We start from the raw sequence: 15,364 nt of genomic DNA, 5'->3' as shown, positions 1-15,364 counted from the left end.
CCGTCGCATCCTCGATACCGTTGCGAGTCTCGTTGGTGAACTTGCAAAAGTTCACCTTCCACTCGTGCGGCGAGCCGGCCAGCATCCGGATGTTCGCACCCGCGCAGAACACCTTCTCCTTGGCACTAGTGATGACCACAGCAGCGACCTCCGGATGCTCGAACCGCAGCCGCTGCACCGCGTCGTAGAGCTCGATGTCCACACCAAGGTCATAGGAATTGAGCTTCAGCTCGTAGCCCTCGACGAGCCCACCCTGCTCGTCGACATCCATCTCAAGCCAAGCGATCGGCGGTTCGATACGCAGGTGCCAATGCCGGTACGAGGCCGGCTCCCGATCGAAATCGACCTGTGTTCGCGGGACCGGACGCTCGTGGGCGTCGTCCACCACGGAACCGGGCTCCATGGCTACCGCCATTTCGAAACGCCTCCTCGCCGAGCGATCAGAACAACCACATCTTCTACGAAGAACTACATACTCGTCAATCTTCTGTAGAACTTTGATCCGGTGTGGTCTAGCCGGGCAAGGGAACCCGGAAGACGTGGAGCTGGAGCGCGAGCAGGGCGTAGTAGCCGACCACCGCGGTGAGCTCGAACACCTGCGCATCCCCGATCAACGCCCGGAGCTCTGTGAACGTCGCGTCGGACAGGTCCTCGTCGTCGAGCATCTCGTGCGCCGCCCGCGCGACGACGGCGTCAACTGTGTCCAGGACGCCGTAGTCCCCCGCGCGAATCCCGGCCAGCTGCTCGCCGGTCAGGCCCAAGGCTTGAGCGACGGGTTCGTGCACAAGGCGTTCGAAGTCCGCGTCCTTATGGGCGGCGACAACGAGAATCGCGATCTCCCGCGATCGGTCCGCCAGCTTGGACTCGTAGCGCAGGCTTGCGCCGAGCGCCTGCAACGCCTGCCCCAGCGACGGCTGGAGGAGGAACGCGTTGAACGGCCCCTCCAGGCAGCCCTCGCCGTCGACGAGGGGAACCCTTTGACGAGCCCGGGGGCCGCCGACGATCGAGTCATACAGTTCCCGTTGCGCCGCATCAAATTCCGCGGGAGGCAGCTTGCGGCTGCGACCCCTCGTGCGACCAGTACTCCGTGAATCCGGCACCTTCATCAGCTCCCATCTGTCTTGCTGAATCGACTATCTAGGTCTACTGTCGATTCTGTGGCAAATCATCGACTCACACCGGAACCGACGGAGGAGGCGGCCAAGCGCCGGGCCGCGCTACTGCGCGCCATGCCGGTGACCCGGATGCTCGACTACGGCATGGACCACTGGGACGCCACCCACCTGAGCAATGCGCCCGCCTCCCAGCCGTGGCACGAAGCCGCCGCCCAGTTGGCCGATGCGCAACTTGCCCGCGCCAAGGCGGCGGCAGACCGGGGTGATGTCGAGACGGCGGTCGCGTGTTATCGCCGGGCGACGGCAGCGCTAATCTTCGCGCAGATGGCCTTCAACACCGACACCGCGGCCAAACGCACCCTCTACGATCGGCTCGCCGGCGCATACCAAGCCGCGGCCGATCTCGACACCGAGTTGCGCGTGGAACGGCTGTCGATCCCTTTCGGGGCAAGCCATTGCACCGCCTGGCTCGTCCGTCCCCGCAGCGATCACCCGGCACCGGCTGTCGTCATCGTCGGCGGGCAGAGCGGCTGGGGTCCGGCCTATCACAAGCAGGCCGAAGCACTGGCCCGGCGGGGGCTGTCCACGGTCCTGCTCGAAGCGCCCGGCCAGGGCGAGACTCGCCTGAGCGGCGGCCTCCATCTCGACGGGCACGTCGATCTGGCCTTCAGTGCGACCCTCGATACGGTGCGGGCGCGAACCGGCTATGACGGCCCGTTTGGCGTCTGGGGCAACAGTTTCGGCGGGCTGCTGGCCGCCCGCGCGGCGGTTCAGGACGGCCGTTTCGGTGCGTGTTGCGTCAACGGGGCCGCCACCAAGCCGGAACCATTGCCGTTCCGTACGGCCAGCGAACAGGTGCAGGCACTCCTCGGCGTCGGCACGGACGAAGAAGCGGCAGCCGTGTTGCGCACCCTGTGGCTCGACCCGGCGGTCGACCAGACGACGGCCGAAGTGCTGGTGCTGCACGGCGGCGCCGACCCACTGGTCACCCTCGACCAGCAGAAGGTGTTCCTCGACCTGTCGGCGCGATCCACGTTGCGGGTCTGGGAAGACGGCGAACACACGATGTACAACCATTCCGCCGAACGTACGGAGTTCCTCTGCGACTGGTTCCGGAGCCGGCTGCTCGCCAGGTGACTCCCGGCAGCAGCGCGCCACGGCGCGCTGCTGCGTCACGGTGAGCTCTCTCAAGCGTCCACTTCGGCATAGATCGCCCGCACAACCGGGGCAAACGGATGCTGCGCAAGGCCTCGCGCGTCGAAAAGCTGGTTGTGGCAGATCATTCCGGCCAGTTCCGCATCCAGGTCCGCGAAACCGAGGGCGCCTCCGGCCCCGGGGTGCCACAGGACGGACCTGCCGAATCCGAGGACGTCGGCGTGCGAAGGCACCTCTCCGCCGAGCATCAGCGCACCCTGTCCGATGACACCGTGCGGCCCCACCAGAGGCCCGGCTGGGTAACCACCCGTCCGCGGCTCCAGGAACGTCCGGATACGCTCGGCCGACAACAGCCGGGGCCCGTCGAGCTGTCCCCCTTGGGCATACAACGCCCAGAGCCGCGCACCCGCCCGCGCGGTCATCCACGCGCCGCTCGGATCGAACCGGACGCGGTACTCGGCGGTATTGATCTCGTGGTCTTCGGTGACGACGAAATCCCCGGCGAAAATGTCACCCTTCACCACGGCGGCACGCCCGTGCACGGAGGCCGGAAGCCGGTGCCACAGATCGGTGATTCCTGCTGGCGCGAGAACCTCGTCACGCACGAACTCTTCGAACGAGCGGTGCGCCGGATCGGCACGCCGCACGATCTCCCCCACGAGGTAGCCCCAGGTCAGAGCATGGTATGAGTCGTGCTCGGCCGGGTCTGCGCTCGGCGCGGAACGAGCAAGCCGATCCGTCATCCACTCCCAGTCACCGAGCCGTTCCGGCGTCACATCGGCCGGCAGCCCGGCCAGCCCGACTCGATGCGTGAGGGCGTCGCGAACCGTGAACGACTCCTTGCCCCAGGCACCGAACTCCGGCCAGATCGAGGAAATCGTCTGGTCGTACCGGAGCAGACCTCGCTCGACCTGCCGGTGCAGCGCGGTTGCCGTCGAGACCTTGCCCGCGGACGCCACCCAGAAAACCGTGCCGGCGTCGACTGGTTTCCCGCCCGCGCGCGCATCTCCGGCCTGAGCATCGATCACCAGCTTTCCCTGGTGGTAGGCCGCGATCTGCAGGCCTGCCTCGCCGCGCGACAGAACTTCATCCATCGCCTTCTCCAGTGCGCTACCCATGCTGTTCCTTCCTCTTCTCCCTTTGGGTTCAAGCCGAGTCCGGCACCGGAGAAGGTGTCCTGGACCCAGCCGGTGTAGCCCATGAGTTGCAGGCCGTAGATCCCGGTGCACGCATTGCTACTCCAATGTCTATCTACCAGAACGTGATCTGTAAGGTAGAATACGTGTTGCCCGGGCGCAAGGCTTGGCCCAGGCGATCTCCGCGAGTTACGGCATGCTCGTGGCGGCCACGCTCCGGTCGTCTGCTTGACAGAACACTGTCCGCGTCTTAGAATGATCGACGCTCACCGGACATCTGTCGCGCAGTGCGCCCCGTAGCGGCCCGTCGGCTGCGTTCACGAGCCGGATTCCGACAAAGCGAAGGGCCGAGATACGTGAGTCTTCCTACCGAACCCCGCACACCGGCAAGTGCGCCCGATGCCCTGGACGCGGATGTCCTCATCGTCGGATACGGCCCGGTCGGGCAGAGCCTGGCCGCCCTGCTGGGCGTGGCGGGGCACCGCGTGACGGTGTGCGAGCGACGGCTCACGCGCTACGAGACGCCTCGCGCCGGGCACTTCGATCACGAGATCATGCGCATCTTCCAGTCGCTGGGCATTGCGGACGATGTCCGGCGTATCGCGGAACCAGCCCGGCTGTATGAGTTTCTCGATCCCGACGGAGCCGTGGTTTCCCGTCTGCCACGGGAATGGACGGCTCCGTCAGGCTGGGACGCGTCGTATCACTTCTACCAGCCGGAACTCGAGGACGTCCTGGACTCGGCGGTCCACAAGATGTCCACTGTGGACGTTCGATTCGGGGCGGCCGTGGTCGATCTGCGCCAGAAGGCCGGGTACGTGGTGGCGACCTTGGCGGACGGCAGTGTCGTCACCGCCCGCTATGCGGTCGGGGCGGACGGCGCCAACAGCGCGGTCCGTGCGCTGTGCGATATCGGGACGGAGGATCTCGGCTTCCGGGGTGACTGGCTCGTCGTCGACGTGCGGCCCCGGCCCGGCACCCCGGCACTGGATATCCCGGACACCTGCCAGGTGCTGAATCCCGCGCGCCCCAACCATATGGGCCGGGTGGCTCAGCGGTACTTCCGCTGGGAGTTCATGCTCGTCGACGGCGATGATCCGCGCGAGCTGGTGCGGCCGGAACGGGTCTGGGAGCTACTCGAACCCTGGGTCGGCCCCCAGGATGCGGAGCTGATCCGCCAGACGGTCTACGAGTTCAGGTCCATCGTGGCCGACACGTTCCGGCGCGGATCGGTGCTGCTCGCCGGCGACGCCGCACACGTCATGCCGCCGTTCCTCGGGCAGGGCATGAGTTCCGGTATCCGGGACGCGGCCACCCTCGGCTGGATGTTCGACCTCGTGCTGGCCGGCGCCGCGGGCCCGGAACTCCTTGACCTGTATACGGCTTCGCGGAGGCCACACGTCCTCGACTACATCGAAGAGTCGGTGCGGATCGGGACCGTCGTCTGTGAGACCGATCCCGTTCGCGCGGCGCAACGTCGCGAGGATTTGCGGTCGGCGACCGAACTGCCCGCACCGTTCGAGCCGCCGATCGGCGCGGGATTCCACGACGGGGACCCGTTGGCCGGCCACCTGGCCGTCCAGCCGTTGCTGCGGACGAACGACGGGAAGACGGAACGATCCGACGATGTGCTCGGCCGGGGGTTCACCCTGTTCAGCCTTCTGGACCTGGACCCGGTGACGCGCGCGGCCGTCGCAGACCTCGAGCAGGCGATCGGGCTGCGGTCCATTGTGGTCGGTGAAGCGGGGGTGCCGGAAGAGGGCGCGGCGCTGAGCGACTGGCTGAAGGAAGCCGGCGTCGTGGCCGTACTGGTCCGCCCGGACTTCTATGTTTTCGGCACTGCGCAAGGACTTTCCGCCATCCCGGGTCTACTCGGCTCACTGCGCGCGAGCCTTTCGCTGGTGTAGCGGTGAGCCGGCTAGCTCAGCACCGTGCTGAGCTGGTCCACCGCATCGAGAAGCGTGCGAACGTGCCCGGTGAGCTTCTCTTCCGTCAACCGCTCGGAAGGACCAGAGATACTGATGGCAGCGCGTACGTTTCCCGTGGCGTCGCGGACCGGCGCGGCGATTGCGTGCAGCCCCGCCTCGCTTTCGCCGAGATTCAGGGCGTATCCCTGCTCGCGGACCGTCTCGAGCTCGTTCTCCAGCATGCGCCGGGTGCTGATCGCCTTGTTCGTGCCACCTTGAATGCGGCTGCCCGGGTAACGCTCCCGGAGCTGGTCGCGAGACAGGGACGCCAGCAGAACCTTTCCCGCCGCGGAGGCGTGTGCGGGCGCCCGGTCACCGGCTCGCAGCGCGGCGCGAATGGCGAAACGGCCCTCCACGCCGTCGAGGAAGACGATCGTGGCGCCGTCCAGGCTGATGAGGTGCACGGTTTCGCCGATGTCCTGGCACAGGCGTTCCAGCGTCGGCCGGGCCTCCGCTCGCAGGTCGGTGGCTCCGATGACCGCCACGCCGATCTGGATGAGCTGGGGCCCCGGACCGTAACCGCGAGTCGCGGGCTCCTGCCGCAGCAGACCCTGGGACTGGAGCGTGGTGAGCATCCGGTGCGCGCTCGACCGGGCTATGCCCAGCTCCGCGGCGACCTCGGCGACACGCAGAACACGCTGACTGCGCAGCATCAACAGAACGCGCGCCGCGTTCTCGACGGATTCGATCGGATAGCTTGCCGGCGCCGACATGGTGCCTTCCACTAGGAGAAATGAACGGAGCCACAACCATTCCGGGTGGCGCCTGCACTGTAGCACGAAGAGGCGTCACAGTTCCGCCGTGCAGAACCATGTATCACTCGCCACGGTCTCTTTGTCCACGAAGGGAAACTCATGCCGACGACAAGCAACGGTATTCACTACGAGGAGCACGGCAGCGGGCCGGGCACGATGGTCATGCTGCCCGGGCTCGGTTGCTCGATCGAGTGCTGGTCTCAGGTGGCGCCCCTGCTCGACGGTTATCGCATCATCCTGATGGACCTGCCCGGCCACGCCGGCTCCCTCCACGCGGTCGCCGATGGCACGAACCTCGGCACGATTGCCAAGCCGGTGATCGACGCTTGTGACGAGCTGGGCCTGGAGCGCTTCGCCCTCGTCGGTCTCTCGTTCGGCGGCGCGGTCAGCATCCGGATCGCGCTCGACCGGCCCGGCCAGGTGCTCGCGGTCATGGCGCTCATGCCGTGGAATGCCGGCGGGGCCGAGGCGGGCGATCCGGCCATGGAGGGGTTCTACGACTCCTTCGGCGACCTCGGCGCCATCACCAAGGCCATCCGGGGCATCTCACTGGATCCGGACAAGACGACCGACGTCGTGCGCACCATGTCGACCGCCGTCACCGAACAGTTCTGGCGCAGCTGGTACGGCGGCGGCGTTTACACGAGCATGTTCGAGGAGCTGCCCGGGATGACCGTGCCGGCGTGCTACGTCATCGGCGGCAGGGACGCCATCGCCCCGCAGGACAAGCTGATCGCCGACGTCCGCGCGATGCCGGGAGGGCGGCTGATCTTCCTGTCAGACGCCGGGCATCTCGCCCCGTACGAGGCTCCGGAGCTCGTTGCGACGGAGATCCGCGAGTTCGTCGGCCGTTATGCGAAGACCGGCGCCGGAGTCGCCTGAGCCCAGCCGCGGGAGGGCGGTTTCGCCCTCCCGCTCAGGTGTCCCCGGCGCCGTCTTCGGCCGGGAGCAGCTTGAGCACGAGTGACGTGGTCTTCCGGAAGTGCGCCTCGAGCCGCCGGGTCGCCAGGTCGGTGTCGCGGGCCAGCGTCGCTTCCATGATTTCCCGATGCTCGCGCGGCACGTCGCGACGCCCGGCCGCCACCGGCACGGACAGCCGACGGTAGAGCTCGCTGGCGTCGAAGAGCGAGCCGCAGAAGTCGAGCAGGATCGGCATGTCGCAGGCCGCGATCAAGGTCTGGTGGAAGGCGCGATGAGCCTGGGCCCAGGCGTCGCTCGTGCGATCCGGCTGTTCCGCCGAGCGCGGCGGGGTGGCCGCGAGGGTGTGGTGCGCGGCCACGACCTGCGACTCCCACGCGATATCGCCCTTCGCGATGGCCCTGCGCAGCGCATAGCCCTCGACCTCCACCCGGAGATCGGTGAGGTCGACGAGGTCCTTGCGGGACAACGGCGTGACCTGAAACCCGTGGTTGTAGACACTTTTGACGATGCGCTGCTCCGCGAGCCGGGACAACGCCTCGCGGATGACACTGATGCTCACGCCGAACCGGCCGCGCAGTTCGGCCGGCATGAGCCGCTCGCCCGGCGCGTGCTCGCCGGCGAGGATCGCCGCGCGCAACTGTTCGTAGACATGACTGGCGAGCGTGTCCGAGGTTCCGGTGCGAGCCATCGGGCCAGAGTATCCGACGATAGGCAGATCATGCCAACATCGCCGCAGACTCGACTCTGCCCAGCCCGGCCCCGGTTCCCTTGCCGCACAAGACGATCGGGACGTTGAGTGGCCCGGAATGGCCGCCGGTTCCAGAGGCGCCGCCCTGTGCATTCGTGCACACCCGGAGCACACAAGAGTGCCATTGCTATGCCACATGACATGTCCTATGTTGGTCGACACAGAACCCGCAGAAGGTGAGGGAAGACCGTGGCAGCGACGCCGTACACCACAGGGCTCAACCGGATCGCCGAAGGGTGCTACGCCTGGTTCGAGCCGCCCGGCAGTTGGGGGCTCGCCAATTCAGGAGTCGTTGTCGCCGGTGACGAGGTGCTGATTGTCGACACCCAGAACGACATGCCACGGGCACGCAAACTGCGCGACGCGGTACGCGAGGTGGCCGGACCGCGGGAAATCCGGACCGTCGTCAATACGCACGCCGACGGCGATCACTGGTTCGGCAACGTGTTTTTCGAAGACGCGCGGATCCTTTCCTCCGCTGAGGCCGCCGCACAGATGCGGGAACTCAAGCGCGATCCGCGGAAGATCCGGCAGTCCGCCGAGAATGCCGCCGGCCCGGCGATGCGCGATTTCCTGAATTGGCGGGCCGACATGTTCGACTACACCGGCTGGCGGCCGGTGTTCCCGACCGACACCTTCTCCGCCAAGGAATCCATCACCGTCGGCGGGATTCAGGTTGAGCTGATTCCGGTGGGACCCGCCCATACCAGCGGCGATGTCATCGTTCACGTACCGGAGCGGGGTGTCGTCTTCGCCGGCGACATCGTGTTCCATCGCACGACGCCGATGGTGTGGACCGGCCCGTTGTCCAACGTCGTCGCCGCCTGCGAAATGATCCTCTCGCTCGAGCCCACGGTGGTCGTGTCCGGCCACGGTTCCGCGGCCGGACGGTCCGGTATCCGCGACCTGTGCGATTACCTGAACCTGGTTCACGAGCACGCCGCGAAGCGGTTCGCAGCCGGTGATACGCCGCTCGAGGCGCTCCAGACCATCGACCTCGGCCAGTTCCGGTTGTGGGCGCACAATTCGCGCGTCTACCAGGCGATCAACGCGGTGTACCACGAACTCGACCCGGCTCGCGAGCCGGTGCCCTACGCCGAAATCATGGAAACCGTGGTCGCGCACGACTCATACTGATTCACCGACTCAAGGGTGTGTTGCAATGGTGCTCTCGCCACAGTCAGACGAACGCCGCCGGATGCGGCGGAACATCCGCCTCGGCTCACTCGGGGCCGGGCTCGAAAACTATGACTTCGTCGTCTACCTCTACGTAGCGACGCTCATCAGCCGCGACTTCTTCCCGGCCGGCTCGTCCGCCACGCTCAGGCTGGCGCAGACTTTCGCCATCTACGCCATCGGCTTCCTGATCAGACCGGTGGCCGGCATCCTCATCGCCAGGATCGCGGACCAGATCGGCCGTAAGCGGCTGTTCGTGCTCAACGTCATGGCGATGTCGGTGGCAACGGTCGCCACCGGTCTCCTGCCGACCTACGTGGCCATCGGCTGGCTGGCGCCGGTGCTGCTGATCCTCATGCGGGTGATTCAGGGCTGCGCCATGGGCGGCGAGCTCCCGGCGGCGGCCGTCTTCGTCAGCGAACACGCACCCCGTGACGGCGTGGCCCGGGCCGGATCATTCCAGCAGATGGTCACTTTCATCGGGCAACTGTGCGGGGCCGGTGTCGCATTCCTCAGTGGACTCATCGTCACGAACCTGACGCCGGACACGCCCTCCCTGGCGTGGCGCCTGCCCTTCCTCGTCGGCGGGGTCCTGGGCATCGTGTCGACGTATCTGCGCCGCAAGCTGGACGAGACCCCGGTCTTCACGCAGCGGGACGGGAATGCGCTCGCAATCCGGAAAACGCCGGTCCGCGAGGTGTTCCGGAAGCATTACCGCGCGGCGTTGTTCGGTGCACTGATCGTATCGACGCTCGTGATCGGCAACACGGCGTACATCAGCTTCTGGCCCACTTATCTGCAGATCTCGCTGCACATCCCGGCCACGAAGGCTCTTATGACGAGCTTCATCTCGATCCTGGGCGCGCTGCTCCTGATGCCATTCTGGGGACGCGTCGCCGACCGCCGTGGCTGGCGGACCGCGTTGCTCTGTGCGGCTACGATCTCGACCGTGGGGTCTGTGCTGCTGCTGACGGTGCTGCCCGCGCTGCCCGCCGACTCGAGCGTGATCTACTGGATCGGGCTGCCCGGGGCGATCGGTTCGGGGGCGTCCATCGCGATGGTGCCCGGCCTCGTTTCGTCGCTGTTCCCGGCGGAAGTCCGGCAGACGGGTTACTCGGTGTCCTACAACCTCGTGATCGCGACGATCGGCGGCGTCCTCGGCCTCATCATGGTCGGCCTGGTCTCGCTGCTGGGAGTGGGCACGCCGATGTATGTGGCACTGCTCGGCGCGCTGATCTCGGTCATCGCGGCGGTCGTGGTGGTGCGGCTTCCCCGGTATCTGGGCGTCGGCGCCCGGCCCACGAACGACACCGGAACCCGGGCCGGCGACGCGGCACTGGGATCAATCGAAAGGTAGCTATGCGGGCGTACGGATTCACGCAGATCGGCGGGCCGGACCAGGAGGCATTCCTCGATGTTCCGGTGCCCGAGCCCGGGCAGGACGAACTTCGGGTCCGGGTGCGGGCCGCGGGCGTCAATCCCGGGGACTGGCGGCTCCGGGAGGGCGGCTACGGTACGGCCGGGCAGGCGGTGCTGGGGCGCGAGGTCGCGGGGACGGTCACGGCGGTCGGCGAAGGTGTGACCGGGTTCGCCATCGGAGACGAGGTTTTCGGCGGCTGCCCCGGCATGGTCGGCGGCTGGGCCGAGGAGGCGATCGTGACCGCCTCCTTCGCCGCGCACCGGCCCTCCTCGGTGGCACCGGAGGTCGCCGCGGCCCTGCCGGTGGCGGCCGGTACGGCATGGGACGCGCTGGAGGGGCTGGCCTTGCCGGCCGGCGCGACACTGCTGGTGAACGGCGCGGGTGGCGGAGTCGGCATTCCCGTTCTCCAGCTTGCCCGGGAGCAGGGCCTGCGGGTGATCGGGACGGCCGGCCCGGCGAAGCATGAGATCGTCCGGCGGTATGGCGGGATCCCGGTCGCCTACGGCGATGGTGTGCTCGACCGCATCCGGGCGATCGCACCGGATGGCGTCGATGCGGTGTTCGATCTGGTCGGAGGCGTTGCGCTGCAAACCGTTGCCGAACTCGTGACGGACAAGAAACGGCTGCGCTCGGTCGCCGACAAGCCCCTCGTCCGGGAGCTGGGTGGCACGGATGTCACCCGGGATCGCAGCACCCGCGTGCTGACCGAACTCATCCGTCTGGTGGCGGCGGGGAAGTTGGACCCGCTGGTGACCGAGGTCCGGCCACTGGACGATGCGCGGGCCGCCCTCGCGCTGGTGGAAGCCGGCCACACGCTGGGAAAGGTCGTGCTGAGGGTGTCCGGCTGAGTCACGCGTTGTTCGTCAGGATGATGCGGCCGGGCGCATGCGGGCCCTCACTCAGTGCATGTGCCTTGGCGACCTGATCGAGCGGGAATGCCGCGGCGACCGGCACCCGAAGCAAGCCCTTTTCGGCGAGCGTGACCGCCGTCGTGAGGCCATGCAGAGCCAGCGGATCGGCATGGGGCACAACGGTTTCGCCCGAATCGTCAGTAGGCGCGCCGTGTGAGAGGTGGACGCCGTATACCGCGGCGTTCAGGTCGGCGATCGTCACGACCCGGCCGGCGTCACCGGCGATGGTGACCAGATCGGGCAGGGCGCCACCGGCGCAGTCGATGACCGCATCGACCCCGTGCGGCGCCAGTGCGCGGACCCGCTCGATCAGGCCGGGTCCGTACGTCGTCGGCACCACGCCGAGGGAGTGCAGGAACTGATGGTTGTGCTCGGACGCGGTGCCGATGACGGTGGCGCCCCTGGCGAGGGCGAACTGCACGAGGACCGAGCCGGTCGCCCCGGCCGCGCCTTGGACCAGCACGGTTTGGCCGGCTCCGACAGCCAGCCGGTCGAGGACGCGGGTCGCGGTCTCGGCGCTGCCCGCGGCACCGCCCGCCTCCTCCCACGTCCACGCGGTCGGCCGGGGTGCCCAGGCCACCAGCACCGCGAAGTCGGCGTTGGCACCGCGGGTGGCCGAAGCGGTCATCCCGAACACCTCGTCACCGATGCGCACGCCCTCGGCACCCGCCCCGATCTCGTCCACCACACCCGCCGCGTCGAACCCGGTGCGGTAGGGCAACGACACGGGCACCAGCTCCCGCAATGCGCCGGAGCGCACCCGCACCTCACCGGTCGTGAGGCCCGAGGCCCGCACCGCGATCCGGAGCTGACCCGGCGCGGCATGGGGTTCCTCGACCGTGGCGATCCGCATGACCGTGGGTGGCCCGTATTCACTGAACTGGACTGCTCGCATGAATCCGAACGTAACGGAACACCCCGTCCGTTTCGCTAAAGTGAGAGCGGTGACGGCACAACCGAGAACCCGCTCAGACGCACGTGCCAACCGCGAGCGCATCGTTGCGGCCGCCCGCACCGCGTTCGCAGCCGACGGCCTCGAGGTCCCGATCCGGGAGATCGCCCGGCACGCAGGAGTCGGCGTCGCGACGGTCTACCGGCACTTTCCGGCCAAGGAAGCACTGCTGAGGGCCGCGTTCGCCGAACAGCTGGCGTCGTGCGCGAGCATCGTCGAGGAGGGACTGGCCCAGGACGACCCGTGGCGCGGGTTCGGGCTGGTGACCGAAAAGCTCATGGAGATGCACGCGCGCGATCGTGGTTTCGCCCGCGCCTTCACCTCCCGGCTTCCCGCCACAGCAGGGCGCGACCGGACACTGCGCCTGCTGCTCGACCTCATCCGGCGTGCCAAGGAAGCCGGCAAGCTCCGGCCGGACTTCGTGCTGGAGGATCTCATCCTCGCGCTGATGAGCAACGAGGGCATCCAAGCGGCGACACCCGGACTAAGAGCGAAGGCGTCACGTCGCTTCGCCGCTCTGATGGTTCAGTCCTTTCAGACCAGACCCGGCCTGCCCCCGCTCCCGCCGGCCGTCCGGCTCCCGCTCATCGCGGAACAGGCGCCATCTCTCGCTCACCGATCAGGCTGAGCAGCATCCGGGTCAGCACCTCGTAGGCCTCGGTCAGATCGACCCGGTCCGGGCTGAGGTTCCATTGCTGGTTGACCCCGATCACGGTGCCGAAAACCATCACCGCGACGGCGTCGGGGCTGATTCCTTCGGGAAGTCGCGACGCTATTTCCGGCCGCCGGGCCCATTCACTGACATGCGCACGGAAATTGTCGTGCAGCTTGACGAACGAGTCGTGGATGGGCGAGTCCGGTTTGCCCGCCTCGATGAGCAGGGCCAGCGTCAGCCGCGCGGTCTGGTTGCGGACGACCCTGGTGGCCATGTGCACGATGTCGAACGCGCCTTCCGGACCGGGCCGCAACGGGGCCGCGTCCCGTGAGGAGGACGCCTCCTCATAGACACGCTCGACCACGGCGGTCAGCAGCCCTTGCTTGTCGCCGAAGTGCCAGGGAATGGAGCCGCGGCTCACCCCGGAACGATCGGCGACGTCGACCAGCGAGGTCTGCTGGTAGCCCTGCTCGGCGAACAGTTCCGCGGCGGCGGACAAGATCAGCTCGCGGCTCTGTCGTGTGCGCTCATCACGCAGACCGGACATCGCGCCTCCCTTTTGTGTTCCCACTGTGACTCTACACATTGACAGTTGCCGTGTCCTCCAGCATGGCCTATGTTGCTCAGCATAGGCGCGGCATTGATCCGCAACCGCTTCCAGAGCCGAGCTTGTTCGCCGCTGACGAGGGAGTGAGATGGTGAGCCCAACCGATCGCGACACCAGCCGCGTGTCCGGTCTCCTGCACGACTTTTCCCTGGAGATCACCGGTAAGGACGTCGGTGACCTACAGAAGGCGGCGGCCGGAGTCCCCCAGGGGACCCGGGTCAACGTGACTTTCCTTGCCAATGAACAAACCTCGGTCCGGGTCCGCGCGGCGGAGGTGATCAAGGGGCTGGGTTTCCGGCCGGTGCCACACATTTCGGCACGTCGCCTCACTTCTCGCGACGAGCTCGACCGGTACCTCTCAGCGCTCGCCGAGATCGGTGCCACCGAGGACGTCGTGGTCATCGCCGGCGACCCGGCACATCCGGCCGGGCCGTTCGCAGACTCGCTGGCGGTGATCGCCAGCGGAGCGCTCACCGAGTACGGGGTGCGGTCGGTCGACATCGCCGGATATCCGGAGGGCCACCCGAAGATTCACGAGGACGTCTTGTGGCGGGCGGTCGAGGAAAAAACGGATGCGTTACGGGCGCGGGGATTGGACTATTCCGTCGCGACACAATTCGTCTTCGATGCGGCGACCGTGGTGCGGTGGATCGAGCAGTTGCGTGGCCGGGGAATCGACGGTCCGGTCCGCATCGGCGTACCGGGCCCCGCCGGGGTGCAAAGGCTTCTCCGCTACGCCAAGCGCTTCGGCGTGAGTTCCTCGGCGAGCGTGGTGCAGAAATACGGGTTCTCCCTGACCGGCCTGCTCGGAACGGCCGGCCCGGCCCGGTTCATCGCCGATCTCCAGTCGGCGATCGACCCGGCCCTGCATGGCGAAATTCTGCTGCATTTCTACACATTCGGCGGAGTTCGCGCGACCGCGGAATGGGTCCGGACCGCGTTGTCGGGGGAAGAATGAAACACATCGGTCTACTGCGTGATCAGGCGAGCCTGGTCGTGCACGGTGACGACAAACGGGGCATCGTTGCCGCCGTCGCGGCCGTGCTGACCCGGCATCGGGCGAACATCATCGCGCTCGACCAGCACAGCGACGATCCCGAAGGCGGGGCCTTCTTCCAGCGCACCGTCGTCCACGTGCCCGACCTTCCCGCGGTGCTGCCGGCGTTGGAGGACGACCTCGCCGCCACCGTGGGCGCCGAACTCGGCCTGCAATGGCGGCTACGGGACCTCTCGGTGCCGCTGCGGGTGGCGATTCTCGCGTCCAAATCGGATCACTGCCTGCTCGACCTGCTGTGGCGGCAGCGCCGCGGAGAGCTGCCGATTTCGGTGAGCATGGTGATCTCCAACCACACCGACGTCGCCGAGGACGTGCGGTTTTTCGACATCCCGTTCTTCCATGTGCCCAGCGCGGCGGGAAAGGACAAGTCGGAGCCGGAGAACCAGATCGCCAAGCTGCTCGCCGGTAACGTCGATCTGGTGGTGCTCGCCCGTTACATGCAGATTCTGTCCGGGGCGTTTCTCAAGGAGATCGACGTCCCGGTGATCAACATTCACCACTCGTTCCTGCCCGCGTTCATCGGGGCCGGGCCGTACAAACGGGCCAAGGAACGCGGCGTCAAACTGATCGGCTCGACGGCACACTACGTCACCGAGGATCTCGACGAGGGACCGATCATCGAGCAGGACGTCGTCCGGGTCTCGCACCGGGAAAGCCTGGAGGAAATGATCCGCCGTGGTGCCATCGTCGAACGCGAAGTCCTGGCCAGGGCCGTACTCTGGCACAGCCAGGACAGGGTCATCCGATGGGAAAATCGCACCATCGTCTTCTGAACAAGCCATCGGAAGG

15 protein-coding genes and 1 pseudogene are annotated in these 15,364 nt (G+C 67.3%); 9 read left to right on the top strand and 7 right to left on the bottom strand.

Annotated features, from left to right (window positions below; translation table 11 throughout):
- Both GKO32_RS34935 and GKO32_RS34930 read right to left on the bottom strand, forming a co-directional pair.
- Positions 1 to 403 (bottom strand): annotated as a pseudogene (locus GKO32_RS34935) (2,3-epoxybenzoyl-CoA dihydrolase); the annotation flags it as partial.
- 109 nt (positions 404 to 512) lie between these two features.
- Positions 513 to 1,100, bottom strand: coding sequence for a carboxymuconolactone decarboxylase family protein (locus GKO32_RS34930; protein ID WP_312869086.1), 588 nt, complete (start codon positions 1,098 to 1,100; stop codon positions 513 to 515).
- 57 nt (positions 1,101 to 1,157) lie between these two features.
- On the opposite strand from GKO32_RS34930, the gene GKO32_RS34925 reads away from it, so the two are divergent.
- Positions 1,158 to 2,252, top strand: coding sequence for an alpha/beta hydrolase family protein (locus GKO32_RS34925; protein ID WP_208024645.1), 1,095 nt, complete (start codon positions 1,158 to 1,160; stop codon positions 2,250 to 2,252).
- A 50-nt stretch (positions 2,253 to 2,302) separates the two neighbouring features.
- On the opposite strand, the gene GKO32_RS34920 is transcribed toward GKO32_RS34925, so the two are convergent.
- Positions 2,303 to 3,388 (bottom strand): serine hydrolase domain-containing protein, encoded by a 1,086-nt coding sequence (locus GKO32_RS34920; RefSeq protein WP_154761193.1) that lies wholly within the window; start codon positions 3,386 to 3,388, stop codon positions 2,303 to 2,305.
- A 374-nt stretch (positions 3,389 to 3,762) separates the two neighbouring features.
- On the opposite strand from GKO32_RS34920, the gene GKO32_RS34915 reads away from it, so the two are divergent.
- Positions 3,763 to 5,313, top strand: a complete 1,551-nt coding sequence (locus GKO32_RS34915) for a bifunctional 3-(3-hydroxy-phenyl)propionate/3-hydroxycinnamic acid hydroxylase (RefSeq protein WP_166459831.1) — start codon at positions 3,763 to 3,765, stop codon at positions 5,311 to 5,313.
- An 11-nt stretch (positions 5,314 to 5,324) separates the two neighbouring features.
- Here GKO32_RS34915 and GKO32_RS34910 read toward each other — a convergent pair whose 3' ends face one another.
- Positions 5,325 to 6,086, bottom strand: a complete 762-nt coding sequence (locus tag GKO32_RS34910) for an IclR family transcriptional regulator (RefSeq protein ID WP_154761191.1) — start codon at positions 6,084 to 6,086, stop codon at positions 5,325 to 5,327.
- A gap of 141 nt (positions 6,087 to 6,227) precedes the next feature.
- Here GKO32_RS34910 and GKO32_RS34905 point away from each other — a divergent pair, with 141 nt between their 5' ends.
- Entirely contained in the window at positions 6,228 to 7,010 is a 783-nt protein-coding gene (locus GKO32_RS34905; RefSeq protein ID WP_154761190.1) for an alpha/beta fold hydrolase, read from the top strand.
- Positions 7,011 to 7,044: 34 nt separating this feature from the next.
- On the opposite strand, the gene GKO32_RS34900 is transcribed toward GKO32_RS34905, so the two are convergent.
- The gene (locus tag GKO32_RS34900) at positions 7,045 to 7,737 is read right to left on the bottom strand and encodes a GntR family transcriptional regulator (RefSeq protein ID WP_154761189.1); all 693 of its coding nucleotides are present in this window, start codon (positions 7,735 to 7,737) and stop codon (positions 7,045 to 7,047) included.
- Between the two features lie 249 nt (positions 7,738 to 7,986).
- Between GKO32_RS34900 and GKO32_RS34895 the strand changes: the two genes are divergently transcribed.
- The 3 genes from GKO32_RS34895 to GKO32_RS34885 are packed head-to-tail and all read left to right on the top strand — an operon-like array spanning position 7,987 to position 11,241.
- On the top strand, positions 7,987 to 8,934 hold the full coding sequence (locus tag GKO32_RS34895) for an MBL fold metallo-hydrolase (RefSeq protein WP_154761188.1): 948 nt from the start codon (positions 7,987 to 7,989) through the stop codon (positions 8,932 to 8,934).
- A gap of 25 nt (positions 8,935 to 8,959) precedes the next feature.
- Positions 8,960 to 10,330 carry an MFS transporter gene (locus tag GKO32_RS34890; RefSeq protein WP_154761187.1) on the top strand — a complete coding sequence of 457 codons (1,371 nt, stop codon included), beginning with the start codon at positions 8,960 to 8,962 and terminating at the stop codon, positions 10,328 to 10,330.
- Between the two features lie 2 nt (positions 10,331 to 10,332).
- On the top strand, positions 10,333 to 11,241 hold the full coding sequence (locus GKO32_RS34885; protein ID WP_154761186.1) for an NADP-dependent oxidoreductase: 909 nt from the start codon (positions 10,333 to 10,335) through the stop codon (positions 11,239 to 11,241).
- A 1-nt stretch (position 11,242) separates the two neighbouring features.
- Here GKO32_RS34885 and GKO32_RS34880 read toward each other — a convergent pair whose 3' ends face one another.
- Complete coding sequence (locus tag GKO32_RS34880; RefSeq protein WP_166459830.1) at positions 11,243 to 12,199, bottom strand: NADP-dependent oxidoreductase; 957 nt, start codon at positions 12,197 to 12,199, stop codon at positions 11,243 to 11,245.
- Between the two features lie 49 nt (positions 12,200 to 12,248).
- Here GKO32_RS34880 and GKO32_RS34875 point away from each other — a divergent pair, with 49 nt between their 5' ends.
- The gene (locus GKO32_RS34875; RefSeq protein WP_312869085.1) at positions 12,249 to 12,884 is read left to right on the top strand and encodes a TetR/AcrR family transcriptional regulator; all 636 of its coding nucleotides are present in this window, start codon (positions 12,249 to 12,251) and stop codon (positions 12,882 to 12,884) included.
- Here GKO32_RS34875 and GKO32_RS34870 read toward each other — a convergent pair.
- Entirely contained in the window at positions 12,841 to 13,458 is a 618-nt protein-coding gene (locus GKO32_RS34870) for a TetR family transcriptional regulator (protein ID WP_166459829.1), read from the bottom strand. The genes GKO32_RS34875 and GKO32_RS34870 overlap by 44 nt on opposite strands.
- Positions 13,459 to 13,609: 151 nt before the next feature.
- Between GKO32_RS34870 and GKO32_RS34865 the strand changes: the two genes are divergently transcribed.
- Both GKO32_RS34865 and purU read left to right on the top strand, forming a co-directional pair.
- Positions 13,610 to 14,476 (top strand): methylenetetrahydrofolate reductase, encoded by an 867-nt coding sequence (locus GKO32_RS34865; RefSeq protein WP_208024644.1) that lies wholly within the window; start codon positions 13,610 to 13,612, stop codon positions 14,474 to 14,476.
- Positions 14,473 to 15,348: a formyltetrahydrofolate deformylase gene (gene purU / locus GKO32_RS34860; RefSeq protein WP_208024643.1), complete on the top strand. Its 876-nt coding sequence runs from the start codon at positions 14,473 to 14,475 to the stop codon at positions 15,346 to 15,348. Before GKO32_RS34865 ends, purU begins: the two co-directional genes overlap by 4 nt.
- Positions 15,349 to 15,364: the final 16 nt, after the last annotated feature.

This window comes from Amycolatopsis pithecellobii (genome assembly GCF_009707865.1).
GTDB lineage: Bacteria > Actinomycetota > Actinomycetes > Mycobacteriales > Pseudonocardiaceae > Amycolatopsis_E > Amycolatopsis_E pithecellobii.
The sequence above is the reverse complement of the archived record's forward strand: the minus strand, read 5'-3'. Positions and strand labels throughout refer to the sequence as shown.